Below are 25,649 nucleotides of genomic sequence, written 5' to 3'. Positions count from 1 at the left end.
TAGATCTCGGATACTGGACCCGGGACAGAAAATCCCGTCCAGTGCATGAGACTGGTGCACTAACGCGCTGATGCATTAACGCGATGGATGAGAAACGAGGTCGGATGATGCGTACGCGTCCGCTGAAAGTGGCGCTGCTGGGCTGTGGAGTGGTCGGCTCAGAGGTGGCGCGCATCATGACGACGCAGGCGGACGACCTCGCGGCGCGCATCGGGGCCCCGGTCGAGCTGGCCGGGATCGCCGTGCGCCGCCCCGGCCGGGTCCGGGAGGGGGTGCCCGCGGAGCTGGTGACCACCGACGCCACGGCCCTGGTCAAACGCGGGGACATCGATGTGGTGGTCGAGGTCATCGGCGGGATCGAGCCCGCCCGTACCCTCATCACCACCGCCTTCGACCACGGCGCGAGCGTGGTTTCCGCGAACAAGGCGCTGGTCGCCCAGGACGGCGCGGCGCTGCACGCCGCGGCCGAGCAGCGCGGTGCGGACCTCTACTACGAGGCCGCGGTCGCGGGGGCGATCCCGCTGGTGCGGCCGCTGCGCGAGTCGCTCGCGGGTGACAAGGTCAACCGCGTCCTCGGCATCGTCAACGGCACCACCAACTTCATCCTCGACCGGATGGACGGAAGCGGCGCCGGCTACAGCGAGGCGCTGGACGAGGCCACGGCGCTGGGTTACGCCGAGGCCGACCCGACCGCCGACGTCGAGGGCTTCGACGCCGCCGCGAAGGCCGCGATCCTCGCCGGGATCGCCTTCCACACCCGGGTCACCCTCGACGATGTGCACCGCGAGGGCCTTACCGAGGTGACCGCCGCCGACATCGCCTCCGCCAAGCGCATGGGCTGCACGGTCAAGCTGCTCGCGATCTGTGAGCGGGCCGCCGACGGCCGGTCGGTCACCGCGCGGGTGCACCCGGCGATGATTCCGCTGAGCCACCCCCTCGCCTCCGTACGCGAGGCGTACAACGCGGTCTTCGTGGAGGCCGACGCCGCGGGGCAGCTGATGTTCTACGGCCCGGGGGCGGGCGGTTCGCCGACCGCCTCGGCCGTCCTCGGCGACCTCGTCGCCGCCTGTCGCAACAAGCTGGCGGGCGCCACCGGACCCGGGGAGTCCGCCTATAGCCGGCTCCCGGTGAGCCCGATGGGCGATGTGATCACTCGATACCACATCAGCCTGGACGTCGCCGACAAACCGGGAGTTCTGGCGCAGGTCGCCACAGTCTTCGCGGAGCACGGCGTGTCCATCGATACGGTCCGCCAGCAGGGGAAGGACGGCGAGGCGTCCCTCGTCGTCGTGACCCACCGGGCGAGCGACGCCGCGCTGTCGTCGACCGTGGAGGCGCTCCGCCGGCTCGACACCGTCCGCGATGTCGCGAGCATCATGCGGGTCGAGGGCGAGTAGAGGCCGGGTCGAGGGCGGGTCGAGGTCGAGTGGAGGACGAGCCGTGACCGAGCAGCGGGCGAGCAGAGGCCGGGTAGCGGCCGCGCTGAGGCCGAACAGAGGGTGAGCGGAGAGTAAGGAAAATCATGAACGCAATCGCCGACGCCGGGCCTCGAATGTCCGGCACCCGCCAGTGGCACGGCTGGCGGGGCATCATCGAGGAGTACCGCGACCGCCTCCCGGTCAGCGGGACCACCCCCGTCGTCACCCTGCGCGAGGGCGGTACGCCGCTGGTTCCCGCGCAGGTGCTCTCCGAGCGCACCGGCTGTGAGGTCCACCTCAAGGTCGAGGGCGCCAACCCCACCGGGTCGTTCAAGGACCGCGGGATGACGATGGCCATCAGCGTGGCCAAGGAGGCCGGCGCCAAGGCCGTCATCTGCGCCTCCACCGGCAACACCTCGGCCTCGGCGGCGGCGTACGCCGTACGGGCCGGGATGGTCTGCGCGGTGCTGGTCCCGCAGGGGAAGATCGCACTGGGCAAGATGGGCCAGGCCCTCGTCCACGGCGCGAAGATCCTCCAGGTCGACGGCAACTTCGACGACTGTCTGACGCTGGCGCGCGGGCTGTCGGAGAAGTACCCGGTGGCGCTGGTCAATTCGGTCAATCCGGCCCGGATCGAGGGCCAGAAGACCGCCGCCTTCGAGATCGTGGACATGCTCGGGGACGCACCCGACATCCATGTGCTGCCGGTCGGCAACGCGGGCAACATCACGGCCTACTGGAAGGGCTACACGGAGTACGCGGCGCCGTTCGCCGACGGCGAGCCGCACGCTTCCCGTACGCCCCGGATGTGGGGCTTCCAGGCGTCCGGCGCGGCGCCGATCGTGCGCGGTGAGCCGGTCAAGGAGCCGAGCACCATCGCCACCGCCATCCGCATCGGCAACCCCGCCTCGTGGACCTTCGCCGAGCAGGCGCGCGACGAGTCCGGCGGCCTCATCGACGAGGTGACCGACCGTCAAATCCTCGCCGCCTACCGGCTGCTCGCCGCCCAGGAGGGCGTTTTCGTCGAGCCCGCCTCCGCGGCGAGCGTGGCGGGTCTGCTGAAGGCGGCCGAGCAGGGGCTGGTCGACCCGGGCCAGCGCATCGTCTGCACGGTGACCGGGAACGGGCTCAAGGACCCGGACTGGGCGGTGGCGGGTGCGCCGCAGCCGGTCGTGGTCCCGGTGGACGCGGACGCCGCAGCCGTACGGCTCGGGCTGGCCTGACACGGGGCTGCGCGCGACCCGGGTCATGCTGGTCCGGTACGGCGCGGCGCGCCTCGGGTCCTGCCGGTCCGACACGGGACGGCGCGCCTCGGACCGTGCCGGTCCGGTACGGCGCGACCCGGTCCTGACCAGGGCCGGGACCTGATGCGATGGGGGTTTCGGCGGGCCGCCCGGCGCGGCCCGCCGGGCCCCTCCGCGCCGCGTCGACCCCGGCCCGCCGGGCCCCTGCGCGCCGCGTCGGCCCCCGGCCCGCCGGGCCTCTGCACGCGCGCCCCGTCGGCCCCGGCCCGCCGGGCCTCCGCGCACCCCACTCAGCCCGTTCCGGGGGCTTCTCTAAAGATCCACTCAAGTGGTGGCAGAACAGCGCGAGGGGGCGCGGAGCGCTCCAGTAGAGTGGTCGCGGACGATGGCAGGGAGCGCGACACGCATCGTGCGCCTCCCGTGCGCCCTATGTCGCCACAGAACCTTCCTTCGATAGGCTGTACTGAATCCGCCCCGACGCAGAGCGCTCGCCTCTGCGCGGCGTCGCCGTACTTGTCACGGCCCTCGCGGTGTTCCGTACCTCTTCGAGCAATCGCACGTAACCACAAGGAGAGTCATCGAGCGATGGCCGGTCCAGCGTTCCGCGCCGCCGCCGTCCGAGTGCGCGTCCCCGCCTCGAGCGCCAATCTCGGTCCTGGCTTCGACGCCCTCGGCCTGGCCCTGGGCCTCTACGACGACGTGGTGGTCCGGGTGGCCGACTCAGGTCTCCACGTCGACATCGCCGGTGAAGGCGCGGAGTCGCTCCCGCGCGACGAGAACCATCTGCTCGTACGCTCCCTGCGCACCGCCTTCGACCTGCTGGGCGGGCAGCCCCGCGGCCTCGAGCTGGTCTGCGCCAACCGCATTCCGCACGGCCGGGGCCTGGGCTCCTCCTCCGCCGCCATCTGCGCCGGGATCGTCGCGGCGCGCGCGGTGACCATAGGCGGCGCCGAGCGGCTCGACGACGCGGCGATGCTGGAGCTGGCCACCGAGATCGAGGGCCACCCCGACAATGTCGCCGCCTGTCTGCTCGGCGGCTTCACCCTGGCCTGGACGGACGCGGGATCCGCGCGGGCGATCAGGATGGACCCTGCGGATTCCATCGTTCCGGTGGTCTTCGTCCCTGGCCGGCCGGTGCTCACCGAGACCGCCCGCGGCCTGCTGCCGCGCACCGTCCCGCATGTGGACGCCGCGGTCAACGCGGGCCGGGCCGCACTGCTCGTCGAGGCCCTGACCAGGCGTCCCGAGCTGCTGCTGGCCGCGACGGAGGACCGACTGCACCAGGAATACCGTGCTCCGGCGATGCCCGAGAGCGTGAGCCTGGTGAACCGACTGCGGGCGGACGGCGTCCCCGCGGTCATCTCCGGCGCGGGCCCCACGGTGCTCGCGCTGGTCGAGGACGGTGCGGCCGACAAGGTCGCACGACTGGCGGGCGAGGGGTGGGCGGCCAACCGGCTTGCTCTCGACGCCGGGGGGGCGAGCGTCCTGCCGCTCACCTGACACCGCGCTCCGGGGGTGCCCCGGAGCCGGGAAAACTCGATAGCCGGTCTTGGAGAGGGGGAATGTTTGTTGGATCCGGTAGTGTTAACCTCAAGTCTGCACCCGATGCCTCTTGGATGTACTCGGAGGCGAGGTGCTCAGTGTCCCCATCAGGGACCACCCTTCTTCCGGGAGCCTCCCACACTGCCTGAGCAGCCTGCCTGAGCAGTATCGAGCACGCTCCGGAATCGGCGTGGCGGATTCTCGTGAATCCTCCGCCGCGTCGGAACCATGAACTGATCTCTCCGCCGTACCCGGCGGACCACCGCCCCGGCCCGGTCCGTAACGGAAGGACCACAGCCGGACAGCACAACCGGTCGCCGAGCCAGACAGGCCGACGCCCGCTCCAGGGAAGGACCCTTCGTGAGCGACACCACCGATCTGATGGGCGTGAACGCCTCCGGCACCTCCGACAGCGGTGTCGGCAACAACGCGCCCGCCACGGACGCTTCCGCGCCCGCCAACGGTGCTGCCACTGGCGCTGCCCCGCGGCGACGCCGCTCGGGCACTGGCCTTGACGCCATGGTCCTGGCCGAGCTTCAGCAGCTCGCCTCGAGCCTTGGCATCAAGGGCACCGCGCGGATGCGCAAAGGCCAGCTGATCGAGGTCATCAAGGAGAAGCAGGCCGCGAGCTCCGGCTCCGCCCAGGGCTCCGAGAGCACTCCGTCCGACGCGGAGGGGGTGACCAAGCCGAAGCGCCGCACCACCTCCCGCGCCCGTACGGGCGACGACGCCGAGGAGAAGACCGGCGCCAAGTCCTCGAAGTCCGCCGGGAAGGCGGAGAAGGCCGACAAGGCCGACGCCGAGGAGAAGGCCGGGCAAGGGCAGATCGAGATCCCCGGCCAGCCCGGTGAGCCCGCCGGCGATGAGCAGCCGGCCGGTGAGCGCCGCCGTCGCCGGGCCACCGCGCCCGCCACCACCCCCGACTCCGGGGGCACGGCCACCGCTGTCGAGACCAAGACGGAGGCGCGCAGCGACGTCTCCGCCAAGACCGAGGCCAGGACCGAGCCCAAGGGCGACGGGAAGGCCGAGGCCGCCGCCGACACCGCCGAGGGCAAGGGCGCCAGGGGCGGTGACCGCCAGGAGCGCGGTCAGAAGGGTGACCGCCGGGACCGCCAGCGCGACCGCGGCGACCGCGGCGACCGCCGCGGCAAGGGCGAGGACGGCCAGCAGGGCGGCGGCCGCCAGCAGCGCGACGGGCGCGGCCAGAGCCAGCAGCGCGCCGACGAGGGCGACGACGACTTCGAGGGCGGGCGCCGCGGGCGCCGCGGCCGCTACCGCGACCGCCGTGGCCGCCGTGGCCGCGAAGACTTCGGCAATGAGCCGCAGGTGTCCGAGGACGATGTGCTGATCCCCGTCGCGGGCATCCTCGACATCCTCGACAACTACGCGTTCATCCGGACCTCCGGCTACCTCCCGGGCCCGAACGACGTGTACGTCTCGCTCGCCCAGGTCCGCAAGAACGGTCTGCGCAAGGGCGACCACGTCACCGGCGCGGTCCGTCAGCCGCGCGAGGGCGAGCGCCGCGAGAAGTTCAACGCGCTGGTGCGGCTGGACTCGGTGAACGGCATGGCGCCCGAAACCGGGCGCGGGCGGCCGGAGTTCGGCAAGCTGACGCCGCTTTACCCGCAGGACCGGCTGCGTCTGGAGACCGAGGCCGGCGGGCTGACGACCCGGATCATCGACCTGGTCGCGCCGATCGGCAAGGGCCAGCGCGGTCTGATCGTGGCCCCGCCGAAGACCGGTAAGACCATGATCATGCAGGCGATCGCCAACGCGATCACCCGTAACAGCCCCGAGTGCCATCTGATGGTCGTCCTCGTCGACGAGCGGCCGGAAGAGGTCACCGACATGCAGCGGTCGGTCAAGGGCGAGGTCATCTCCTCGACCTTCGACCGTCCGGCCGAGGACCACACCACCGTCGCGGAGCTGGCGATCGAGCGGGCCAAGCGCCTGGTCGAGCTGGGCCATGACGTGGTCGTCCTGCTGGACTCGATCACCCGCCTGGGCCGTGCGTACAACCTGGCGGCGCCCGCCTCCGGCCGCATCCTGTCCGGTGGTGTCGACTCGACCGCGCTCTACCCGCCGAAGAAGTTCTTCGGTGCCGCGCGCAACATCGAGGACGGCGGCTCGCTGACCATCCTGGCCACCGCGCTGGTCGAGACCGGCTCGCGCATGGACGAGGTGATCTTCGAGGAGTTCAAGGGCACCGGCAACATGGAGCTCAAGCTCGACCGGAAGCTCGCCGACAAGCGCATCTTCCCGGCGGTGGACGTCGATCCGTCCAGCACCCGCAAGGAGGAGATCCTGCTGGCGTCGGAGGAGCTGAGCATCGTCTGGAAGCTGCGCCGGGTGCTGCACGCGCTCGACTCCCAGCAGGCGATCGAGCTGCTGCTGGACAAGATGAAGCAGACGAAGTCGAACGCCGAGTTCCTGATGCAGATCGCCAAGACCACGCCCACCCCGGGCAACAACGGCGACTGACCGGACACCCGCCGGAACGCTCCGTAGCGAGGCCCCCCGCACCGCGGGGGGCCTCGTTTGCGTTCCATGAGAGGTGAGCCACATTTTCCGGCCAGGCCGCGGACCGGTTCTGATCATGTTATCGCCCGCGAAAGTGCAGGTCAGAGCGGTAAGGCGGACGAAGGGGACGAACGGTGCGCCGGGCCGCCCGCGCGAAAACCGGCCATCGCAGATATGCAACCCTGGCGGCCGGCCTTCCATCTGTCAGGTCGGAACACGGGGCCGGAACCCAGGCTGACTCCACCGCGAACGCGGCGCCACGCCTGACCGTGACGGCAGGGGGTACTCGGGCAGCGAAAGAGAACTGAGGAGCACATGGCCGAGGACAGCAGCAACGCACCGGTGGGCCCAGGCCGCCACCGCGCACGCGGTGCGACGGCGGGCCGCCGTCGTAAGCGGCCCGGCACGCGCCGTAGAGCCGTGCTCTACACGGTGTGGACGCTGGCCGCCGTGCTGGTGCTCGGCGGCGCCGGACTCGGCTACCTCTACTACAAGCTGAACGGCAACCTCACCGGCGTCGACGTCAACGCCGCCCTGGGCGCCAACCGCCCCAAGGACGTCGACAACGGCTCGATGGACATCCTCGTCCTCGGCTCCGACTCCCGGGCCGGCAAGAACGCCAAGTACGGCACGGACGAGGGCACCTCGCGCTCCGACACGGCGATGATCGTCCACGTCTACAAGGGCCACAAGAAGGCCAGCGTCATCAGCATCCCGCGCGACACCCTCATAGAGCGGCCGTCCTGCACCACCAAGGGCGGGCAGCGGACGCCCGCCGTGCGGGCGGCCATGTTCAACAGCGCCTATGAGGCCGGTGGTCCGGCCTGCACCATCAAGACCATCGAGTCCATGACGGGCATACGCATGGACCACTTCCTCGAGGTCGACTTCTCCGGCTTCAAGCAGCTGATAGACGACCTCGGCGGCGTCAACATCACCACCACCGCCCCGATCCACGACCCCAAGAGCCACCTCGACCTGGAGCCGGGCGCGCACACCCTGGACGGGGAGCAGTCGCTGGGCCTGGTGCGCACCCGGCACGGCGTGGGCGACGGCAGCGACCTCGGCCGGATCAAGCTCCAGCAGGCGTTCGTCAAGGCGCTGCTTGACCAGGTAAAGCACGTGGACGTGTTCGGCAACCCGAAGAAGCTCTACGACCTCGCGGACACCTCCACCAAGGCCCTCACCACCGACTCCGAGCTCGCCTCGGTGAGCAAGCTGAAGGGCTTCGCCGAATCCCTGAAGGGCATCGGCTCGGGCAACATGAAGATGACCACGCTGCCCGTCGAGTACGACCCGCAGAACCCGGCCCGGGTGCTGCCCATGGAGCGCAAGGCCAAGCTGGTATGGACCGCGCTCCGCCATGACCGGCCGGTCCCCGCCTCCGCCACCAAGGGCTCCGCGGGTGACGCCACCAGCGCGGGCGAGGTCGTCAAATAGGGCCGTCCAGGGTCATTCCAGGGCGTCCGACAGCCTCCGGGGCGGGCCGGGAATATCCGGGCCCGCCCCCCGGTTTTGGGGGATGCGGCCAGTACTGGCAAACTGGACCGTCGGTCCCGGTTCACGACAGGCAACCCGCCCGTCGACCCGGTGCCCTCCCGAACCTAGGAGATTCCCTTGAAGCGCGAGATCCACCCGGAGTACGTCGAGACGCAGGTCAGCTGCACCTGTGGCGCGTCCTTCACCACCCGTAGCACCGTGAGCGGCGGCGCCATCCGCGCCGACATCTGCTCCGAGTGCCACCCGTTCTACACGGGCAAGCAGAAGATCCTCGACACCGGTGGCCGTGTGGCGCGGTTCGAGGCCCGCTTCGGCAAGAACGCCGGGTCCGCCAAGAAGTAGCGACCCGCACGGCGCCGGTCTTCGGTCGCCCCTCCCCTGGGGCGACCGGACCGGCGTTTTGTCGTCACCGGCCCTCCGGCACTTTCCGCAACGCCACCACGCAGACCACTCAGGGAGCCCTCCGATGTTCGAGGCGGTCGAGGAACTCATCGGCGAACACGCCGACCTCGAGAAGCGGCTCGCCGACCCCGCGGTCCACGCCGACCAGCGGGAGGCGCGGCGGCTCAACAAGCGCTACGCCGAGCTGACCCCGATGATCACCGCCTATCGCGCCTGGAAGCAGGCCGGGGAGGACATCGAGACCGCCCGCGAGCTGGCCCAGGACGACCCCGACTTCGTGGACGAGGTCAAGGAGCTGGAGCAGAGCCGCGAGCGGCTCACCGACCGGCTGCGGCTGCTGCTCGTCCCCCGCGACCCGAGCGACGACAAGGACGTCATCCTGGAGGTCAAGGCCGGGGAGGGCGGCGAGGAGTCCGCGCTGTTCGCCGGCGACCTGCTGCGGATGTATCTGCGGTACGCCGAGCGGATCGGCTGGAAGACCGAGGTCATCGACGCCAATGAGTCCGACCTCGGCGGCTACAAGGACGTCCAGGTCGCGGTCAAGACCAGGGGCACCATCGAGCCCGGCCAGGGCGTCTGGGCCCGGCTGAAGTACGAGGGCGGGGTGCACCGGGTGCAGCGGGTGCCCGCCACCGAGTCGCAGGGCCGTATCCACACCTCCGCGGCCGGTGTGCTGGTCACGCCCGAGGCCGAGGAGGTCGAGGTCGAGATCGGCCCCAACGATCTGCGGATCGACGTCTACCGCTCCTCCGGACCCGGCGGCCAGTCGGTCAACACCACCGACTCCGCGGTGCGCATCACCCACCTGCCCACCGGCATCGTCGTCTCCTGCCAGAACGAGAAGAGCCAGCTCCAGAACAAGGAGCAGGCGCTGCGCATCCTGCGCTCGCGGCTGCTGGCCGCGGCCCAGGAGGAGGCCGAGCGGGAGGCGTCGGACGCGCGGCGCAGCCAGGTCCGCACCGTCGACCGGTCCGAGCGCATCCGTACGTACAACTTCCCGGAAAACCGGATCTCGGACCATCGTGTCGGTTTCAAGGCGTACAACTTGGACCAGGTGCTCGACGGTGAACTCGATCCGGTCATCCAGGCGTGCGTCGACGCCGACGCGGCCGCCAAGCTGGCGGCGGCGGGCTGAGCCACCCACTGATCAACGCTTCGTGCCCTTGTCCGGACCGGCTGGAGGAATTCAGTGAACGTGCTGCTCGCCGAGGTGGCGCAGGCCACTCAGCGGCTGGCCGACGCGGGCGTGCCCTCACCGCGCTTCGACGCGGAGGAGCTCGCCGCCTTTGTGCACGGCGTCAAGCGGGGAGAGCTGCACGGCGTGCCCGACGCCGACTTCGACGCCCGCTACTGGGAGGCGGTCGCCCGCCGCGAGGCCCGCGAGCCCCTTCAGCACATCACCGGCCGCGCCTTCTTCCGCTATCTGGAGCTCCAGGTCGGCCCGGGGGTCTTCGTGCCCCGGCCGGAGACCGAGTCGGTGGTCGGCTGGGCGATAGACGCGGTGCGCGCCATGGACGTCGTCGAACCGCTCATCGTCGATCTGTGCTCCGGTTCCGGGGCCATCGCGCTCGCGCTCGCCCAGGAGGTGCCGCGCTCCCGGGTGCACGCCGTGGAGCTGGACGAGGGCGCCCTGCGCTGGGCCCGCAAGAACGTCGAGGGGTCCCGCGTCGTTCTCCATCACGCGGACGCGTTGACGGCCCTGCCCGAGCTCGACGGGCAGGTGGACCTCGTCATCAGCAACCCGCCGTACATCCCGCTGACCGAGTGGGAGTACGTGGCGCCGGAGGCCCGCGATCACGACCCCCAGCTCGCGCTCTTCTCCGGTGAGGACGGCCTCGACGTCATCCGTGGCCTGGAGCGCACCGCCCACCGGCTGCTGCGCCCCGGGGGCGTGGTGGTCATCGAGCACGCAGACACCCAGGGCGGCCAAGTGCCGTGGATCTTCACGGAGGAGCGTGGCTGGGCGGACGCCGCCGACCACCCCGACCTGAACAACCGGCCCCGGTTCGCCACCGCGCGGAAGGCCATGCCGTGACGGCGGCACCGCACCACACATTGGCCACGTACGAGGAGGTCCGTTAAATGGCACGGCGATACGACTGCGGGGACGCGACCGACCGCAAGACCGGCCTGCGCGAGGCCGCCTCCGCCGTCCGCCGCGGCGAACTGGTCGTGCTGCCCACCGACACCGTCTACGGGATCGGCGCGGACGCCTTCAACGCCGAGGCGGTCGGCGATCTGCTCGAGGCCAAGGGGCGCGGCCGCAACATGCCCACTCCGGTGCTGGTCGGCTCGCCGAACACGCTGCACGGACTGGTCACCGACTTCTCCGAGATGGCCTGGGAGCTGGTGGACGCCTTCTGGCCCGGCGCGCTCACCCTCGTCGCCCGCCACCAGCCGTCGCTCACCTGGGACCTGGGGGAGACCCGGGGCACGGTGGCGGTCCGGATGCCGCTGCACCCGGTGGCGATCGAGCTGCTGACGGACTTCGGCCCGATGGCGGTCTCCAGCGCCAACCTGACCGGCCACCCCTCCCCGCAGGACTGCGACGCCGCCCAGGACATGCTGGGGGACTCCGTCTCGGTGTACCTCGACGGCGGGCCGACCCCGGCCGCCGTGCCCTCCTCGATCGTCGACGTGACCGGCAAGGTGCCGGTGCTGCTCCGGGCGGGCGCGCTCACCGCCGAGCAGCTCCGGGAGGTCGTACCCGACCTCGAGGTGGCCAATTGACAGCCCCTGAGGGGCGTGGCATAGCGGAACACCGTGAGAAGAACGCCGAGGCCACCTTCCGCATCCTCCACGTCAGCACCGGCAATGTGTGCCGCTCGCCGATCACCGAGCGGCTGACCCGGCATGCCCTCGCCCACCGCCTCGGAAGCGTCCGCACCCGCGGTCTGATCGTGGAGTCCGCCGGCACCTGGGGCCATGAGGGCGCGCCCATGGAGGCGCACGCCGCGACGGTCCTGACCGACTTCGGGGCCGACCCGGCGGGCTTCCTCGGCCGTGAGCTGCTGGACGAGCACGTCATCCGCGCCGACCTGGTCCTGACCGCCACCCGCGACCACCGGGCGCAGGTGATCTCGATGGGGCACTCGGCGGGGTTGCGCACCTTCACGCTCAAGGAGTTCACCCGGCTGGTGCGGGCCATAGACCCCGCGACGCTGCCCGACCCGGAGGAGGCGGGCGGTGTGGTGGAGCGCGCCCGCGCCCTGGTGCAGGCGGCGGCCGCGCTGCGCGGCTGGCTGCTGGCGCCCAACGAGGAGGCGGACGAGGTGCACGATCCGTACGGGGCTCCGATCACCTTCTTCCGCTCCATCGGGGACGAGATCAACCAGGCCCTGGACCCGGTCGTCACGGCGCTGACGGGGGTTCCCGCCCCCGCGTAGGCCCCTCGGCGGCCCGGGGGCGCGCCTCAAGGGGCCCGCACGGGCCGCACGGCGCGCCGTGCGGCGTCGCGAGGCCTACATTGGGGGTTGACGTAAGCGTCGACCCGCTGTCCCCTCCGAAGGCTGTGAGCACGCCATGGCCGTCACCCCCTGGGGCCCCGATTTCGGGGGCCTCGCCCGCCAGGACCCGGAGCTGGCGGGAATCATCCTGAGCGAGATCGACCGCGTCTCCGGCGGACTCCAGCTGATCGCGGCCGAGAACTACGTCTCGCCGGCCGTGCTGGCGGCGCTCGCCTCACCGCTGGCCAACAAGTACGCCGAGGGCTATCCCGGCGCCCGCCACCACGGCGGCTGCGAGATCGTGGACATCGCCGAGCGGGTGGCCCAGGACCGGGCGAAGGCGCTGTTCGGCGCCGAGCACGCCAATGTGCAGCCGCATTCGGGGTCCTCCGCGGTGCTGGCCGCCTACGCCGCGCTGCTGCGGCCCGGGGACACGGTGCTGGCGATGGCGCTGCCGCACGGCGGCCATCTCACCCATGGCTCGCCCGCCAATTTCTCCGGCCGCTGGTTCGACTTCATCGGCTACGGCGTCGATCCGGCGACCGGGCTGATCGACTACGAGCAGCTGCGCGGGCTCGCCCACGCCCATCGCCCGAAGGCGATCGTCTGCGGGTCGATCTCCTATCCCCGCCATCTGGACTACGCCGCCTTCCGTGCCGTCGCGGACGAGGTGGGCGCGTATCTCATCGCCGACGCCGCCCATTCGATCGGCCTGGTGGCGGGAAAGGTGGCGCCCTCCCCGGTGCCGTACGCGGACGTGGTGTGCGCAACGACACACAAGGTGCTGCGCGGGCCGCGCGGCGGAATGCTGCTGTGCGGTGCGGAACTCGCCGAGCGGGTGGACCGGGCGGTGTTCCCGTTCACCCAGGGCGGGGCCCAGATGCACACCGTCGCGGCCAAGGCGGTGGCGTTCGGCGAGGCCGCGGCGCCCGCCTTCACCGCCTATGCGCGGCGGGTGGTGGCCAATGCCCGGGTGCTGGCGGACGCCCTGGTCGGGGAGGGTCTGGCGGTCGCCACGGGCGGCACCGACACCCATATGATCACCGCCGATCCGGCCCCGCTGGGCCTGGACGGACGCACCGCGAAGGGCCGCTGCGCGGCCGCCGGGATCGTCCTGGACACCTGCGCGCTGGCGTCCGCCACCGAGCCCCGGGGATGCGTCAAGGGACTGCGGCTGGGCACCGCCGCGGTGACCACCCAGGGAATGGGAGCTCCGGAAATGGAGCGCATAGCCAATCTCATGGGAACCGCGTTGCGGGACGAGGGCGTGGTACGGGAAAAGGTGGCGGATCTGGCGGGGAGATTTCCGCCCTATCCGGACGACGGCCGAATCATGCAACCATCCGAAGGTGTAGGACGTCTGTAAGTACGTTCACCGCGAGGCGTCGGACACGCATAGGGTGTGGGGCTGTGATGGCCAGCGATACCTCTGGGGCAGCCTGTGCGTGAATACCTGCTGACTCTGTGCATCACGGCCGCGGTCACCTATCTGCTGACCGGGCCGGTGCGGAAATTCGCCATCGCGGCCGGTGCGATGCCCGAGATCCGCGCCCGTGATGTGCACCGTGAGCCCACGCCACGGCTCGGCGGCATCGCCATGTTCGGCGGGTTGTGCGCGGGGCTGCTGGTCGCCGCCCACCTGACCAACCTCAAGGACGTCTTCGAGGTCTCCAACGAGCCACGGGCGCTGCTGTCCGGCGCCGGGCTGATCTGGCTGCTCGGGGTGCTGGACGACAAGTGGGGCGTGGACGCGCTGATCAAGCTGGGCGGCCAGATGATCGCCGCCGGTGTGATGGTGCTCCAGGGTCTGACCATCCTGTGGCTTCCGGTGCCCGGTGTGGGACCGGTCTCGCTGACGCCCTGGCAGGGCACGCTGCTCACCGTCGCGCTGGTCGTCATCACCATCAACGCGGTCAACTTCGTCGACGGGCTCGATGGTTTGGCGTCCGGGATGGTGTGCATCGCCGCCGCGGCGTTCTTCATGTACGCGTACCGCATCTGGTACGGCTACGGCCTGGAGGCGGCCGCGCCCGCCACCCTGTTCGCCGCCGTCCTCATGGGGATGTGCCTGGGCTTCCTGCCGCACAACGCCCACCCCGCGCGGATCTTCATGGGCGACTCGGGCTCGATGCTGATCGGGCTGGTTCTGGCGGCGGGCGCCATCTCCATCACCGGCCAGGTGGACCCGGACGCGATGAAGCTGTTCGAGGGGTCCGAGCAGGCCGCGGTGCACGCCACCGTCCCGGTCTACATCCCGCTGCTGCTGCCGCTGACCGTCATCGCGGTGCCCTTCGCCGACCTGGTGCTGGCGATCGTCCGGCGCACCTGGCGGGGTCAGTCGCCGTTCGCCGCCGACCGCGGCCATCTGCACCACCGGCTGCTGGAGATCGGCCACTCGCACAGCCGGGCCGTCCTGATCATGTACTTCTGGTCGGCGCTGATCGCCTTCGGCGCCGTGGCGTACTCGGTGAACTCGGCCGGTGTGTGGTTCGTGCTGGCGATCGTGGCGCTGAGCGGGGTCGGGCTGGTGCTGTTGCTGCTGCCGCGGTTCACCCCGCGCGTTCCGCGCTGGGCGGAGGCGTTCGTTCCGCCGCGCTATCGCCGCGCCAACCGCATCGCCCGCGCCGAGCAGGGCGCCGAGGCGCCCGCCGAGCCCGTGGCGGCCACGGCCGGTGCCGGGTCCGCCGCCTCGGAGCCGGACCTGGTCAAGCCCGAGCCGGTGGGCTCCGGGCTGAACGGCGGTGCGAGCAACGGGGCGAACGGTGTGAACGGCGCCACCGCGATCGGTGACCGGTCCCGCTTCACCCACCGCCGGCGCATCGGAACACCCCAGTAATCTCCCCAGTCATCGCCGCGATGTCCCCAGTCATCGCCCGGGTCAAAGGGTCCGGCGAGAGCGCCGAAGATCACAGGGCGGCGTCAGCACGGTACACACCTCATAACTCTCCCGTGTGACGTGCAGCACACTCGGTGGGTAAAGACCTCATCAAATAGTTTGTGATACCGTTCACTAAACCCGGTGCTAGACCCGAGGGGCCGTAGGGCGACGGCTCTTCCTCGTGAGGTCCCCTCTGTCCCCGGGGATACGCTCGTCCACGACGAATCGTTGCTTCCGACACTTGCCGGAGAAACCCTTCATGCAGTCCAACGACGCCAGAACGCTCCTGAGTTGCGCCGTGCCCACAGCCATCGCCGGTGTGGTCGCCGTCGCCGTCGGTTCTGTGCTCGCAGGAGGCAAGGGGGCGATCGGCGCGGGCTTCGGCACATTCGTCGCCGTGGTGGTGATGGCTTCCGGGCTGATCGTGCTGGAGCGCACGGCGAAGCACCTGCCCCATCTGTTCCAGGCCATGGGCATGGTCCTCTTCATGACCGAGTTCCTGCTGGTGGCGGTCGTGCTCGCGGTGTTCCAGGACACCACGCTGTTCAACGTCAAGGCGTTCGCCCTCGCACTGCTCGCCGCGACCCTGGTGTGGGTCGGCGCACAGACCCGTGCACACATGAAGGCCAAGATCCTCTATGTGGAGCCGGAAGCCGAGGACGAACGCAAGCCCGGGGGGGCGAAGAAGTCCGCTCCCGCCGGGTCCACGCCGTGAGAAGTAGGGCCGGGATAAGAGCATCTGCGCTCACCTGCTATCGTCCGGTGCCATCTGAGGCACAGCGGGCGCAGGTAGCGGAACCCCCGGAATCCACGGGACGGAATCGGCGGCCCATGCAGCTGATGCCCGACATACCACTCGGCCACGCGCCGATCAGCCGCCCCCACATTCGTAAGACCAGTCCAGTGCCGTTCCGTGGCCGCGTGCCGCGCCGACACAACGAGGTTGCCGTACCCATGCGCCACGCTGAAGGAGCTCGCGGTGAGTTCTGACCAGACGCTCGCCTTCGAGACGAACTGCCACATCTTCGACGGGTGCGGCTTCCCGGCACCCGGACTCCATTCGTTCAAGTTCGAGCCGCTCTTCTCGGTCGGCGGATTCGACTTCAACAAGCCGATGCTGCTCGCCCTGGTGGGCACCGTCGTCATTGTCTGGTTCTTCTGGGCCGCGTTCGGCCGGGCCAAGGTGGTCCCCGGCAAGCTGCAGATGGTGGGCGAGGCCGGTTACGACTTCGTGCGCCGCGGGCTGGTCTACGAGGCCCTCGGGAAGAAGGAGGGCGAGAAGTACGTCCCTCTCATGGTCTCGCTGTTCTTCTTCGTGTGGATCATGAACCTGTGGTCGATCATCCCGGTCGCCCAGTTCCCGGTGACGTCGATCATCGCCTTCCCGGCCGGTCTCGCCGCCATCGTCTACGTCCTCTGGATGTACCTGACCTTCAAGAAGCACGGCTTCGTCGGCGGCTGGAAGAACATCACCGGCTACGACAAGGAGCTCGGCGCGATCCTGCCGATGATCGTCGTGATCGAGTTCTTCTCGAACGTGATCATCCGGCCCTTCACCCACGCGGTCCGGCTCTTCGCCAACATGTTCGCCGGCCACCTGCTGCTGCTGATGTTCACCATCGGCTCCTGGTACCTGCTGAACGGCATCGGGATCGCCTACGCGGGCGCGTCCTTCGTGATGACGATTCTGCTGACCGCCTTCGAGCTCTTCATCCAGGCTGTCCAGGCGTACGTCTTCGTGCTCTTGGCCTGCAACTACGTTCAGGGCGCGCTCGCCGAGCACCACTGAGCACACCTGCCTCCCAGACCATCAGACGTCCGGTGGCCAACCCCCACCGGCCCATGAAACGCAAAGGAAGAACCGGCATGTCCGCTCTCCAGACCCTCGCCGCCGACGGCATCACCGGCAACCTCGGTTCGATCGGTTACGGTCTCGCCGCCATCGGCCCCGGCGTCGGCGTCGGCATCATCTTCGGTAACGGCACCCAGGCCCTGGCCCGTCAGCCCGAGGCGGCCGGCCTGATCCGCGCCAACCAGATCATGGGCTTCGCCTTCTGTGAGGCGCTCGCGCTGATCGGTATCGTCATGGGCTTCCTTTTCAAGTCCTGAACGGACCGCTTTAACCACGACAGACGGAAGGCACTGATGTGAACGCCCTGGTACAGGTGGCGGCTGAGGAGAGTGAGAACCCCCTCATCCCGCCGATCCCGGAGCTGGTCATCGGCCTGATCGCCTTTGCCATCGTCTTCATCTTCCTCGCCAAGAAGCTCCTCCCGAACATCAACCGGGTTCTGGAGGAGCGCCGCGAGGCGATCGAGGGCGGCATGGAGAAGGCCGAGGCCACTCAGGCCGAAGCCCAGCAGGTCCTCGAGGACTACCGAGCCCAGCTCGCCGACGCCCGTCACGAGGCCGCGCGACTGCGCCAGGAGGCGCAGGAGCAGGGCGCCGCGCTCATCGCCGAGATGCGCGCGGAGGGCCAGCGGCAGCGTGAGGAGATCATCGCGGCCGGTCACTCGCAGATCGAGGCCGATCGCAAGCAGGCCGCTCAGACCCTGCGCCAGGACGTGGGCAGGCTCGCCACCGACCTGGCCGGCCGGATCGTCGGTGAGTCGCTCGAGGACGTGGCCCGGCAGAGCCGCACCATCGACCGGTTCCTCGACGAGCTCGAGGCGAAGGCGACCGATGGATCGAAGGCCGAGGCCGGCCGATGAACGGAGCGAGCCGGGAGGCACTGGCAGCCGCGCGCGAGCGCTTCGACGCACTGACGGACAACACCGCCGTCGACGCGACGAAGCTCGCCGATGAGCTGGCCGCCGTCACCGCGCTGCTCGACCGCGAGGTCTCGCTGCGCCGGGTCCTCACCGACCCGGCGCAGCCCGGCGAGGCCAAGGCCGAGCTGGCCGCGCGGGTGCTGGGCGGGCAGGTCGGCGGCGAGACCATCGACCTGGTCTCCGGCCTGGTCCGGTCCCGCTGGTCGCGCTCGCGCGACCTGGTGGACTCGCTCGAGGAGCTGGCCAGCGCCGCCGACCTGGTCGCGGCCGAGCGGGCCGGCACCCTCGACGACGTGGAGGACGAGCTGTTCCGGTTCGGCCGGATCGTCTCCTCCTCGTCCGAGCTGCGCGGTGCGCTCACCGACCGGCGCGCGAGCGTCTCCGCCAAGTCCGGGCTGGTCGGCGAGCTGCTCGGCGGCCGCGCCGACCAGCGGACCGAGCGGCTGGTGATCCGCATGGTGACCCATCCGCGGGGTCGTAGCCTGGAGGCGGGTCTCGACGAGCTGTCCAAGCTGGCGGCGGCGCGCCGGGACCGTACGGTCGCGGTCGTCACCTCCGCGGTGCCGCTCAGCGACCGGCAGAAGCAGCGGCTCGGTGACGCACTGGGGAAGCTGTACGGACGGAAGATGCACCTGAACCTCGATGTGGACCCCGAGGTCCTCGGCGGGATCTCGGTGCGCATCGGCGACGAGGTCATCAACGGGACCATCGCGGACCGCCTCGAAGAGGCGACCCGGCGGATGGCCGGCTGACGCAGCCACCAACTCAACAAGCATGTAAGCGGCCCGAGTTGGGCCGTAGTCAAACACTTCGGGCCCAACAAGGAGAGCAGGGAACCCAGATGGCGGAGCTCACGATCCGGCCGGAGGAGATCCGGGACGCGCTGGAGAACTTTGTCCAGGCGTACAAGCCGGACGCGGCCTCGCGCGAGGAGGTCGGTACGGTCAGCGTTGCCGGCGACGGCATCGCGAAGGTCGAGGGTCTTCCCTCGGCCATGGCGAACGAACTGCTGAAGTTCGAGGACGGCACCCTCGGCCTCGCCCTCAACCTCGAGGAGCGCGAGATCGGTGCCGTTGTCCTCGGCGAGTTCAGTGGCATCGAGGAGGGCCAGCAGGTGCACCGCACCGGCGAGGTCCTCTCGGTAGCCGTCGGCGAGGGCTACCTCGGCCGCGTCGTCGACCCGCTGGGCAACCCGATCGACGGCCTCGGCGAGATCGAGACCGAGGGCCGCCGCGCCCTCGAACTGCAGGCCCCCACGGTCATGGACCGCAAGTCGGTGCACGAGCCGATGGAGACCGGCTACAAGGCCGTCGACGCGATGACCCCGATCGGCCGTGGCCAGCGTCAGCTGATCATCGGCGACCGGCAGACCGGCAAGACCGCGCTGTGCGTCGACACGATCATCAACCAGCGCGACAACTGGCGCTCCGGCGACCCGAAGAAGCAGGTCCGCTGCATCTACGTCGCCATCGGCCAGAAGGGCTCCACCATCGCGTCCGTGCGCGGCGCGCTGGAGGAGGCCGGCGCCCTGGAGTACACGACGATCGTCGCCGCCCCGGCGTCCGACCCGGCGGGCTTCAAGTACCTGGCCCCCTACACCGGCTCGGCCATCGGCCAGCACTGGATGTACCAGGGCAAGCACGTCCTGATCGTCTTCGATGACCTGTCCAAGCAGGCCGACGCCTACCGCGCGGTGTCCCTGCTGCTGCGCCGTCCGCCGGGCCGTGAGGCCTACCCGGGTGACGTCTTCTACCTGCACTCCCGGCTGCTGGAGCGCTGCGCCAAGCTCTCCGACGAGATGGGCTCCGGTTCGATGACCGGTCTGCCGATCGTCGAGACCAAGGCGAACGACGTGTCGGCGTTCATCCCGACCAACGTCATCTCCATCACCGACGGCCAGTGCTTCCTGGAGTCCGACCTGTTCAACGCCGGACAGCGCCCGGCCCTGAACGTCGGTATCTCGGTCTCCCGCGTCGGTGGATCCGCCCAGCACCGGGCCATGCGCCAGGTCTCCGGCCGCCTCCGGGTGGACCTCGCCCAGTACCGCGAGCTCGAGGCGTTCGCCGCCTTCGGCTCGGACCTGGACGCGGCCTCCAAGGCGTCGCTGGAGCGCGGTGCGCGCATGGTCGAGCTGCTGAAGCAGGGGCAGTACGCCCCGTTCTCCACCGAGGACGAGATCGTCTCCATCTGGTCCGGCACCACCGGCAAGATGGACGATGTCCCGGTCGAGGACATCCGCCGCTTCGAGCGGGAGCTGCTCGACTACCTCCACCGTGAGCACAAGTCGCTGCTGACCAGCATCGTCGAGGGCGGCAAGATGTCCGACGACACGATTCAGGCGCTGGGCGAGGCCGTGGACTCCTTCAAGCGGCAGTTCGAGACCTCGGGCGGCAAGCTGCTGGGCGAGGACTGAGCGCATGGGTGCCCAGCTGAGGGTCTACAAGAGGCGGATCAAGTCCGTCTCCGCGACCAAGAAGATCACCAGGGCGATGGAGATGATCGCCGCCTCGCGCGTCGTCAAGGCGCAGCGCCAGGTGGCCGCGTCGACTCCGTACGCCACCGAGCTCACCCGGGCGGTGGGCGCGGTCGCCAAGGGCTCCACCACCCAGCACGCGCTGACCACGGAGAGCGACAACCCGACCCGTGCCGCGGTCCTGCTCATCACGAGCGACCGGGGTCTCGCGGGCGGCTACTCCTCCAACGTGATCAAGGCGGCCGAGGAGCTCACCGAGCGGCTCACCCGTGAGGGCAAGGAGGTCGACGCCTACATCGTCGGCCGCAAGGGCGTGGCGTACTACTCCTTCCGTGAGCGCAAGGTCACGGAGTCGTGGAGTGGCTTCACCGACAACCCCACCTACGCGGACGCCAAGAAGATCGCGGGCCCGCTGATCGAGGCCGTCCTCAAGGACACGGCCGAGGGCGGCGTGGACGAGCTGCACATCGTCTTCACCGAGTTCGTCTCGATGCTGACGCAGACCCCGGTCAAGGACCGGCTGCTGCCGCTCAGCCTTCAGGAGAAGGCGGAGGAGCAGGAGAGGAAGGGCGAGATCCTCCCGCTCTTCGACTTCGAGCCGTCGTCCGAGGACGTCCTGGACGCCCTGCTGCCCCGGTATGTCGAGGCCCGTATCTACAACGCCCTGCTCCAGGCCGCCGCCTCCAAGCACGCGGCCACCCGGCGGGCGATGAAGTCGGCGACCGACAACGCCGAAGAGCTCATCAAGTCGCTCACGCGGCTTGCCAACGCGGCCCGCCAGGCCGACATCACCCAGGAAATCAGCGAGATCGTCGGTGGCGCGAGTGCTCTGGCCGACGCCTCCGCGGGGAGTGACTGACACTATGACCACCACTGTTGAGCCAACCGCTGTGGCCGCCGGCCGCGTCGCGCGGGTCATCGGCCCGGTCGTCGACGTGGAGTTCCCCGTCGACGCGATGCCGGAAATCTACAACGCGCTGACCGTTGAGGTCGCCGACCCGGCGCAGGAGGGTGCGAAGAAGATCCTGACCCTCGAGGTCGCCCAGCACCTGGGCGAGGGTCTGGTCCGCGCCATCTCCATGGAGCCCACCGACGGTCTGGTCCGCCAGGCCGCGGTGACCGACACCGGCGACGGCATCACGGTGCCGGTCGGCGATGTCACCAAGGGCCGGGTGTTCAACACCCTGGGCAAGATCCTCAACGAGCCCGAGGCCGAGTCCGAGGTCACCGAGCGCTGGTCCATCCACCGCAAGGCCCCGGCGTTCGACCAGCTCGAGTCCAAGACCGAGATGTTCGAGACCGGTCTGAAGGTCGTCGACCTGCTGACCCCGTACGTCAAGGGCGGCAAGATCGGCCTGTTCGGCGGCGCGGGCGTCGGCAAGACCGTCCTCATCCAGGAAATGATCATGCGTGTGGCCAAGCTGCACGAGGGCGTTTCCGTGTTCGCCGGTGTCGGTGAGCGCACCCGTGAGGGCAACGACCTGATCGAGGAGATGGCCGAGTCCGGCGTGCTCCCGCAGACCGCGCTGGTCTTCGGCCAGATGGACGAGCCCCCGGGCACCCGTCTCCGCGTCGCCCTGGCCGGTCTGACCATGGCGGAGTACTTCCGCGATGTGCAGAAGCAGGACGTGCTGTTCTTCATCGACAACATCTTCCGCTTCACCCAGGCCGGTTCCGAGGTCTCGACCCTGCTCGGCCGGATGCCCTCCGCGGTGGGCTACCAGCCGAACCTGGCCGACGAGATGGGCATCCTCCAGGAGCGCATCACCTCGACCCGCGGTCACTCGATCACCTCGATGCAGGCGATCTACGTCCCCGCGGACGACCTGACCGACCCGGCCCCGGCGACCACCTTCGCGCACCTCGACGCGACCACGGTGCTCTCCCGGCCGATCTCGGAGAAGGGCATCTACCCGGCGGTGGACCCGCTGGACTCGACGTCCCGGATCCTGGACCCGCGCTACATCTCGCAGGACCACTACGACTGCGCCTCGCGCGTGAAGTCGATCCTGCAGAAGTACAAGGACCTCCAGGACATCATCAACATCCTGGGCATCGACGAGCTCGGCGAGGAGGACAAGCTCACCGTCTTCCGCGCCCGTCGTATCGAGCGCTTCCTGTCGCAGAACACCCACGCGGCGAAGCAGTTCACCGGTCTCGACGGATCGGACGTGCCGCTGGACGAGTCCATCGCCGCGTTCAACGCGATCGCCGACGGTGAGTTCGACCACTTCCCCGAGCAGGCCTTCTTCATGTGCGGTGGCCTGGACGACCTCAAGGCCAAGGCCAAGGAGCTGGGCGTCTCCTGAGCCCGGTAGCTCCGCGAGAGGGGTGGGCCCGGTCCCGCCCCTCTCCGTACGCCCGTTATTCTTTGACGAAAGCCCTGCCCGACCCGGCAGGGAGAGACCCGAGGAGCCACGTTGGCTGCTGAGCTGCACGTCGAGATGGTCGCGGCGGACCGTAGTGTCTGGTCCGGTGCGGCCACCTTGGTCATCGCGCGCACCACATCGGGTGACATCGGCGTCATGCCCGGCCACCAGCCGTTGCTCGGTGTGCTGGAGTCCGGCCCGGTGACCATCCGTTCGGTCGACGGCGGGACGGTCGTGGCCGCGGTGCACGGTGGGTTCATCTCGTTCTCGGACGACAAGCTCTCACTGCTGGCCGAGGTCGCTGAGCTGTCCGACGAAATCGATGTGAAGCGCGCGGAGCGGGCGCTGGAGCGTGCCAAGTCGGAGGCGGATGCCGCCGCCGAGCGGCGCGCCGACGTCCGGCTGCGCGCGGTGGCGGGAGCGCACTGAGCCTGTCACGTACGGTCGGAAAACCTCAGCCGCGGACCTCGCTGGAGCTCCCCTTCAGCGGGTCCGCGGCTGAGGCGATGCAGGTGCGGTTTTTCCGGATGACGCGAGGAGGTCGGTGAAGATGGTCCTCGCTCTGCTTGTGGGCGGCGTGGTCGTCGCGCTGGTGGTGGTGGGACTCTTCGTCTTCGGTCTCCGGCGGCGGCTGATCCAGCGGTCCGGCGGAACCTTCGACTGTTCGCTGCGCTGGGATCCACCGCCAAGCGAATCCGAACCCAGCGGCAAGGGCTGGGTGTACGGCGTCGCCCGCTACAACGGTGACCGCGTCGAATGGTTCCGGGTCTTCTCCTACGCGCCCAGGCCCCGGCGGATCCTGGAGCGCGCCTCGATCGAGGTGCTGGAGCGGCGTACCCCCAAGGGCGAGGAGGAGCTGGCGCTGCTCTCCGACGCGGTGGTGCTCGCCTGCCGGCACGGTGGCACCCGGCTGGAACTGGCCATGAGCGATGACGCCCTGACCGGATTTCTGGCCTGGCTGGAGGCCGCGCCCCCCGGCCAGCGCGTCAACGTGGCCTGAAGCTTTCGTTGGACCCGCCCTGATCTGCCGTCGATCGTCTGCCGCGCCGTCGTGGCCGGTCGCGCCCACGCGGCGGAGATCCGCCAGAAGGGCCCTAGCGCACGCCCAGTTCCTGGGCCAGTACCGCGGCCTGGACCCGGCTGCGCAGCTCCAGCTTGTTCAGCAGTCGGCTGACGTGCGTCTTCACCGTCGCCTCCGCCATCGTGAGCCGCTCCGCGATCTGCGCGTTCGACAGCCCCTGCCCCAGACAGGCCAGCACCTCCCGCTCCCTCGGGGTGAGCGTGGCGAGCACCTCGGGGCCGGGCGTGGTGGGGGAGGGGACGGCCTGGGGCCGGGCGAACTCCGCGATCAGACGGCGGGTGACCGCGGTGGCGATCATGCCCTCGCCGCGCCCCACCGTACGGACCGCCTCGATCAGATCGGCCGCCTCGCTGTCCTTGAGCAGAAACCCGGCGGCGCCCGCGCGCAGCGCCCCGAAGACGTACTCGTCCAGGTCGAAGGTGGTCAGCACCAGCACGTCCGCCAGCTGCTCGTCGACCACCTGGCGGGTGGCGGAGACCCCGTCCAGCCGGGGCATCTGGACGTCCATGAGCACCACGTCGGGGCGCAGCGCCCGCGCCATCTCGACCGCCTGGAGGCCGTCCACCGCCTCGCCCACCACCTCGACATCGGGGGCGGACCGCAGGATCAGCACCAGCCCGGAGCGGACCGAGCCCTGGTCCTCGGCGACCAGTACCCGGATCGGCTTGGACACGGAGCGGGCGGGCGGGGCGGGCGGGGTCACGGCGGCTCCTGGTCGTAGAAGGGTCATGGCACACGCTGAGCCGAAGGGTCATGGCACACGCTGAGCGCTCATGCTCTGGGCGCTCTCGTCGTCCAGCGGCAGCGCGGCTCGCACCCGCCACACCTTGCCCTCGGGCCCGGAGACCGGACCGGCGTCGAGGGTGCCGCCGAGCAGGGACACCCGCTCGCGCATCCCGATCAGCCCGGTGCCGGAGCCGGGCGCCCGGGGGCCCTCGCGGTCGCCGTACGGGCTGATGACGCTGACCTCGAGGGGGCCGTCCGCGCGGTGCGCCAGCGTGACGTCCACCCGGCCGGGCGCGGCATGCTTGAGGGCGTTGGTGAGCGACTCCTGGACGATGCGGTACGCGGCGAGCTCGACCGGGGCGGGCAGCGGGGCGGCGCCGTCCGGCCGCTCGTCGCACAGGACGATGTCCTGGCCGCCGGGGCGGGCGTTGGTGCGGGCTTGCTCCAGCAGGGTGTCGAGCGCGTCGAGGGTGGAGATGGCGGCCGGTTCCGAGGTCTCCCCGGGGTCCCGCAGCAGCCCGATCAGCCGGCGCATCTCGGCCAGGCCGCGCACGCTGTTCTCCCGGATGACGCCGAGCGCCTCGTCGGTCGCGGCGGGGTCCTTCAGGGACAGGGCGGCGCTGGAGTGGATGGCGATGGCCGAGAGGTGGTTGGCCACCATGTCGTGGAGTTCGCGCGCCATCCGGGAGCGCTCGGAGGCCACCGCCTCCCGCCGGTCCAACTCGGCCAGCAGCGCGACGCGTTCGGCCTCCAGACGGGCGGCCTGGGCCTCCTCGCGGTGGTTGCGGATCACCGTCCCGGTCCACGCCGGGGTGACGACGAGGACTCCGACGAACGCTCCGGCCAGCAGTGCCAGGGGGTCGTTGTAGACGGCCAGCGGCACCACGGTCACCAGCCCCGTGACGAGCCAGCAGATCCGGGGGATGCGCTGGGCGGCGGTGGCGCCGGAATACATGACGGCCGCGTAGACCAGATCGGTGTACATCAGCATCGTCGCGGCCAGCCCGCCGCTGAGGACGTCGACGGCGAGCGCGGCGGTCCCCACGCCCAGCCCGATGAGGGGCCTGGAGCGCCGCACCAGTTCGGCCGCCGAGACCACGAGCAGCGTGACCAGCCCCAGCCACCGGGGCGTGCCGTAGTACGACGGATAGTTGTGCAGCCCCAGCGCCCACATCAGGACCCCGCCGAGCAGTCCGCCAAGACCGATCAGGACGTCATGCCGGTGTGGGCGTGGGAGGTGGGGACGGGACGGCATGGCACCCATCACACCATGTGGCGC

The 25,649-nt window shown here is 70.2% G+C and carries 24 protein-coding genes; 22 read left to right on the top strand and 2 right to left on the bottom strand.

The genetic code is table 11. From position 1 onward, the window contains the following. Nucleotides 1-104: 104 nt before the first annotated feature. The 22 genes from ACMTAK_RS17910 (at nt 105) to ACMTAK_RS17805 (ending at nt 23,563) form a co-directional block, all read left to right on the top strand. A complete protein-coding gene (locus ACMTAK_RS17910) occupies nt 105-1,397 on the top strand; it encodes a homoserine dehydrogenase (RefSeq protein WP_413807151.1) in 1,293 nt (430 codons plus the stop codon). A 125-nt stretch (nt 1,398-1,522) separates the two neighbouring features. Then, nucleotides 1,523-2,641, top strand: a complete 1,119-nt coding sequence (thrC, locus tag ACMTAK_RS17905; protein WP_413807150.1) for a threonine synthase — start codon at nt 1,523-1,525, stop codon at nt 2,639-2,641. 606 nt (nt 2,642-3,247) lie between these two features. After that, nucleotides 3,248-4,162 (top strand): homoserine kinase, encoded by a 915-nt coding sequence (thrB, locus tag ACMTAK_RS17900; protein WP_020868419.1) that lies wholly within the window; start codon nt 3,248-3,250, stop codon nt 4,160-4,162. Nucleotides 4,163-4,564: 402 nt separating this feature from the next. Then, nucleotides 4,565-6,685 (top strand): transcription termination factor Rho, encoded by a 2,121-nt coding sequence (rho, locus tag ACMTAK_RS17895; protein ID WP_413807149.1) that lies wholly within the window; start codon nt 4,565-4,567, stop codon nt 6,683-6,685. 354 nt (nt 6,686-7,039) lie between these two features. After that, nucleotides 7,040-8,164: an LCP family protein gene (locus ACMTAK_RS17890; RefSeq protein WP_413807148.1), complete on the top strand. Its 1,125-nt coding sequence runs from the start codon at nt 7,040-7,042 to the stop codon at nt 8,162-8,164. Nucleotides 8,165-8,341: 177 nt separating this feature from the next. Further along, complete coding sequence (gene rpmE / locus ACMTAK_RS17885; protein WP_020868416.1) at nt 8,342-8,566, top strand: 50S ribosomal protein L31; 225 nt, start codon at nt 8,342-8,344, stop codon at nt 8,564-8,566. Between the two features lie 124 nt (nt 8,567-8,690). Then, nucleotides 8,691-9,761 carry a peptide chain release factor 1 gene (gene prfA / locus ACMTAK_RS17880; protein ID WP_413807147.1) on the top strand — a complete coding sequence of 357 codons (1,071 nt, stop codon included), beginning with the start codon at nt 8,691-8,693 and terminating at the stop codon, nt 9,759-9,761. A 54-nt stretch (nt 9,762-9,815) separates the two neighbouring features. Next, a complete protein-coding gene (gene prmC, locus ACMTAK_RS17875) occupies nt 9,816-10,661 on the top strand; it encodes a peptide chain release factor N(5)-glutamine methyltransferase (RefSeq protein ID WP_262701902.1) in 846 nt (281 codons plus the stop codon). A 47-nt stretch (nt 10,662-10,708) separates the two neighbouring features. Further along, entirely contained in the window at nt 10,709-11,356 is a 648-nt protein-coding gene (locus tag ACMTAK_RS17870) for an L-threonylcarbamoyladenylate synthase (protein WP_014054918.1), read from the top strand. After that, nucleotides 11,353-12,012, top strand: a complete 660-nt coding sequence (locus ACMTAK_RS17865; RefSeq protein ID WP_037951046.1) for an arsenate reductase/protein-tyrosine-phosphatase family protein — start codon at nt 11,353-11,355, stop codon at nt 12,010-12,012. Before ACMTAK_RS17870 ends, ACMTAK_RS17865 begins: the two co-directional genes overlap by 4 nt. Before the next feature lie 136 nt (nt 12,013-12,148). Continuing rightward, nucleotides 12,149-13,438, top strand: coding sequence for a serine hydroxymethyltransferase (locus ACMTAK_RS17860; RefSeq protein WP_413807146.1), 1,290 nt, complete (start codon nt 12,149-12,151; stop codon nt 13,436-13,438). Nucleotides 13,439-13,513: 75 nt separating this feature from the next. Next, nucleotides 13,514-14,908 carry an MraY family glycosyltransferase gene (locus ACMTAK_RS17855; protein WP_413807145.1) on the top strand — a complete coding sequence of 465 codons (1,395 nt, stop codon included), beginning with the start codon at nt 13,514-13,516 and terminating at the stop codon, nt 14,906-14,908. A 301-nt stretch (nt 14,909-15,209) separates the two neighbouring features. Continuing rightward, a complete protein-coding gene (locus ACMTAK_RS17850) occupies nt 15,210-15,665 on the top strand; it encodes a hypothetical protein (RefSeq protein ID WP_020868410.1) in 456 nt (151 codons plus the stop codon). Nucleotides 15,666-15,929: 264 nt separating this feature from the next. Beyond that, nucleotides 15,930-16,739 (top strand): F0F1 ATP synthase subunit A, encoded by an 810-nt coding sequence (gene atpB / locus ACMTAK_RS17845; RefSeq protein ID WP_201851282.1) that lies wholly within the window; start codon nt 15,930-15,932, stop codon nt 16,737-16,739. Nucleotides 16,740-16,816: 77 nt separating this feature from the next. Continuing rightward, a complete protein-coding gene (gene atpE / locus ACMTAK_RS17840; RefSeq protein ID WP_037951036.1) occupies nt 16,817-17,059 on the top strand; it encodes an ATP synthase F0 subunit C in 243 nt (80 codons plus the stop codon). A 38-nt stretch (nt 17,060-17,097) separates the two neighbouring features. After that, a complete protein-coding gene (locus ACMTAK_RS17835; protein ID WP_037951034.1) occupies nt 17,098-17,661 on the top strand; it encodes a F0F1 ATP synthase subunit B in 564 nt (187 codons plus the stop codon). Beyond that, complete coding sequence (locus ACMTAK_RS17830; protein ID WP_413807144.1) at nt 17,658-18,473, top strand: F0F1 ATP synthase subunit delta; 816 nt, start codon at nt 17,658-17,660, stop codon at nt 18,471-18,473. Before ACMTAK_RS17835 ends, ACMTAK_RS17830 begins: the two co-directional genes overlap by 4 nt. A gap of 89 nt (nt 18,474-18,562) precedes the next feature. Beyond that, nucleotides 18,563-20,134: a F0F1 ATP synthase subunit alpha gene (atpA, locus tag ACMTAK_RS17825; RefSeq protein WP_413807143.1), complete on the top strand. Its 1,572-nt coding sequence runs from the start codon at nt 18,563-18,565 to the stop codon at nt 20,132-20,134. A gap of 4 nt (nt 20,135-20,138) precedes the next feature. Continuing rightward, a complete protein-coding gene (locus tag ACMTAK_RS17820; RefSeq protein ID WP_413807142.1) occupies nt 20,139-21,053 on the top strand; it encodes a F0F1 ATP synthase subunit gamma in 915 nt (304 codons plus the stop codon). Nucleotides 21,054-21,057: 4 nt separating this feature from the next. After that, nucleotides 21,058-22,503 carry a F0F1 ATP synthase subunit beta gene (atpD, locus tag ACMTAK_RS17815; protein ID WP_210946219.1) on the top strand — a complete coding sequence of 482 codons (1,446 nt, stop codon included), beginning with the start codon at nt 21,058-21,060 and terminating at the stop codon, nt 22,501-22,503. Between the two features lie 111 nt (nt 22,504-22,614). Further along, nucleotides 22,615-22,992 (top strand): F0F1 ATP synthase subunit epsilon, encoded by a 378-nt coding sequence (locus ACMTAK_RS17810; RefSeq protein ID WP_037951023.1) that lies wholly within the window; start codon nt 22,615-22,617, stop codon nt 22,990-22,992. Nucleotides 22,993-23,113: 121 nt separating this feature from the next. After that, complete coding sequence (locus ACMTAK_RS17805; RefSeq protein WP_198276172.1) at nt 23,114-23,563, top strand: DUF2550 domain-containing protein; 450 nt, start codon at nt 23,114-23,116, stop codon at nt 23,561-23,563. A 94-nt stretch (nt 23,564-23,657) separates the two neighbouring features. On the opposite strand, the gene ACMTAK_RS17800 is transcribed toward ACMTAK_RS17805, so the two are convergent. Together ACMTAK_RS17800 and ACMTAK_RS17795 are read right to left on the bottom strand one after the other, a co-directional pair. Continuing rightward, a complete protein-coding gene (locus ACMTAK_RS17800; protein WP_413807141.1) occupies nt 23,658-24,347 on the bottom strand; it encodes a response regulator in 690 nt (229 codons plus the stop codon). Between the two features lie 48 nt (nt 24,348-24,395). After that, nucleotides 24,396-25,625, bottom strand: a complete 1,230-nt coding sequence (locus ACMTAK_RS17795) for a sensor histidine kinase (protein WP_413807140.1) — start codon at nt 25,623-25,625, stop codon at nt 24,396-24,398. Between the last annotated feature and the right edge of the window lie 24 nt (nt 25,626-25,649).

Source organism: Streptomyces lacaronensis (genome assembly GCF_047337785.1).
GTDB classification, from domain to species: Bacteria; Actinomycetota; Actinomycetes; order Streptomycetales; family Streptomycetaceae; genus Streptomyces; species Streptomyces lycopersici.
The sequence above is the reverse complement of the archived record's forward strand: the minus strand, read 5'-3'. Positions and strand labels throughout refer to the sequence as shown.

Bases quoted from the DNA above. Each gene is read 5' to 3' on its own strand.
- ACMTAK_RS17910 (WP_413807151.1), top strand. From the start codon at position 105: ATGATGCGTACGCGTCCGCTGAAAGTGGCGCTGCTGGGCTGTGGAGTG.
- thrC (WP_413807150.1), top strand. From the start codon at position 1,523: ATGAACGCAATCGCCGACGCCGGGCCTCGAATGTCCGGCACCCGCCAG.
- thrB (WP_020868419.1), top strand. From the start codon at position 3,248: ATGGCCGGTCCAGCGTTCCGCGCCGCCGCCGTCCGAGTGCGCGTCCCC.
- ACMTAK_RS17890 (WP_413807148.1), top strand. From the start codon at position 7,040: ATGGCCGAGGACAGCAGCAACGCACCGGTGGGCCCAGGCCGCCACCGC.
- prfA (WP_413807147.1), top strand. From the start codon at position 8,691: ATGTTCGAGGCGGTCGAGGAACTCATCGGCGAACACGCCGACCTCGAG.
- ACMTAK_RS17870 (WP_014054918.1), top strand. From the start codon at position 10,709: ATGGCACGGCGATACGACTGCGGGGACGCGACCGACCGCAAGACCGGC.
- ACMTAK_RS17860 (WP_413807146.1), top strand. From the start codon at position 12,149: ATGGCCGTCACCCCCTGGGGCCCCGATTTCGGGGGCCTCGCCCGCCAG.
- ACMTAK_RS17850 (WP_020868410.1), top strand. From the start codon at position 15,210: ATGCAGTCCAACGACGCCAGAACGCTCCTGAGTTGCGCCGTGCCCACA.
- atpE (WP_037951036.1), top strand. From the start codon at position 16,817: ATGTCCGCTCTCCAGACCCTCGCCGCCGACGGCATCACCGGCAACCTC.
- ACMTAK_RS17830 (WP_413807144.1), top strand. From the start codon at position 17,658: ATGAACGGAGCGAGCCGGGAGGCACTGGCAGCCGCGCGCGAGCGCTTC.
- atpA (WP_413807143.1), top strand. From the start codon at position 18,563: ATGGCGGAGCTCACGATCCGGCCGGAGGAGATCCGGGACGCGCTGGAG.
- ACMTAK_RS17820 (WP_413807142.1), top strand. From the start codon at position 20,139: ATGGGTGCCCAGCTGAGGGTCTACAAGAGGCGGATCAAGTCCGTCTCC.
- atpD (WP_210946219.1), top strand. From the start codon at position 21,058: ATGACCACCACTGTTGAGCCAACCGCTGTGGCCGCCGGCCGCGTCGCG.
- ACMTAK_RS17805 (WP_198276172.1), top strand. From the start codon at position 23,114: ATGGTCCTCGCTCTGCTTGTGGGCGGCGTGGTCGTCGCGCTGGTGGTG.
- ACMTAK_RS17795 (WP_413807140.1), bottom strand. From the start codon at position 25,625: ATGCCGTCCCGTCCCCACCTCCCACGCCCACACCGGCATGACGTCCTG.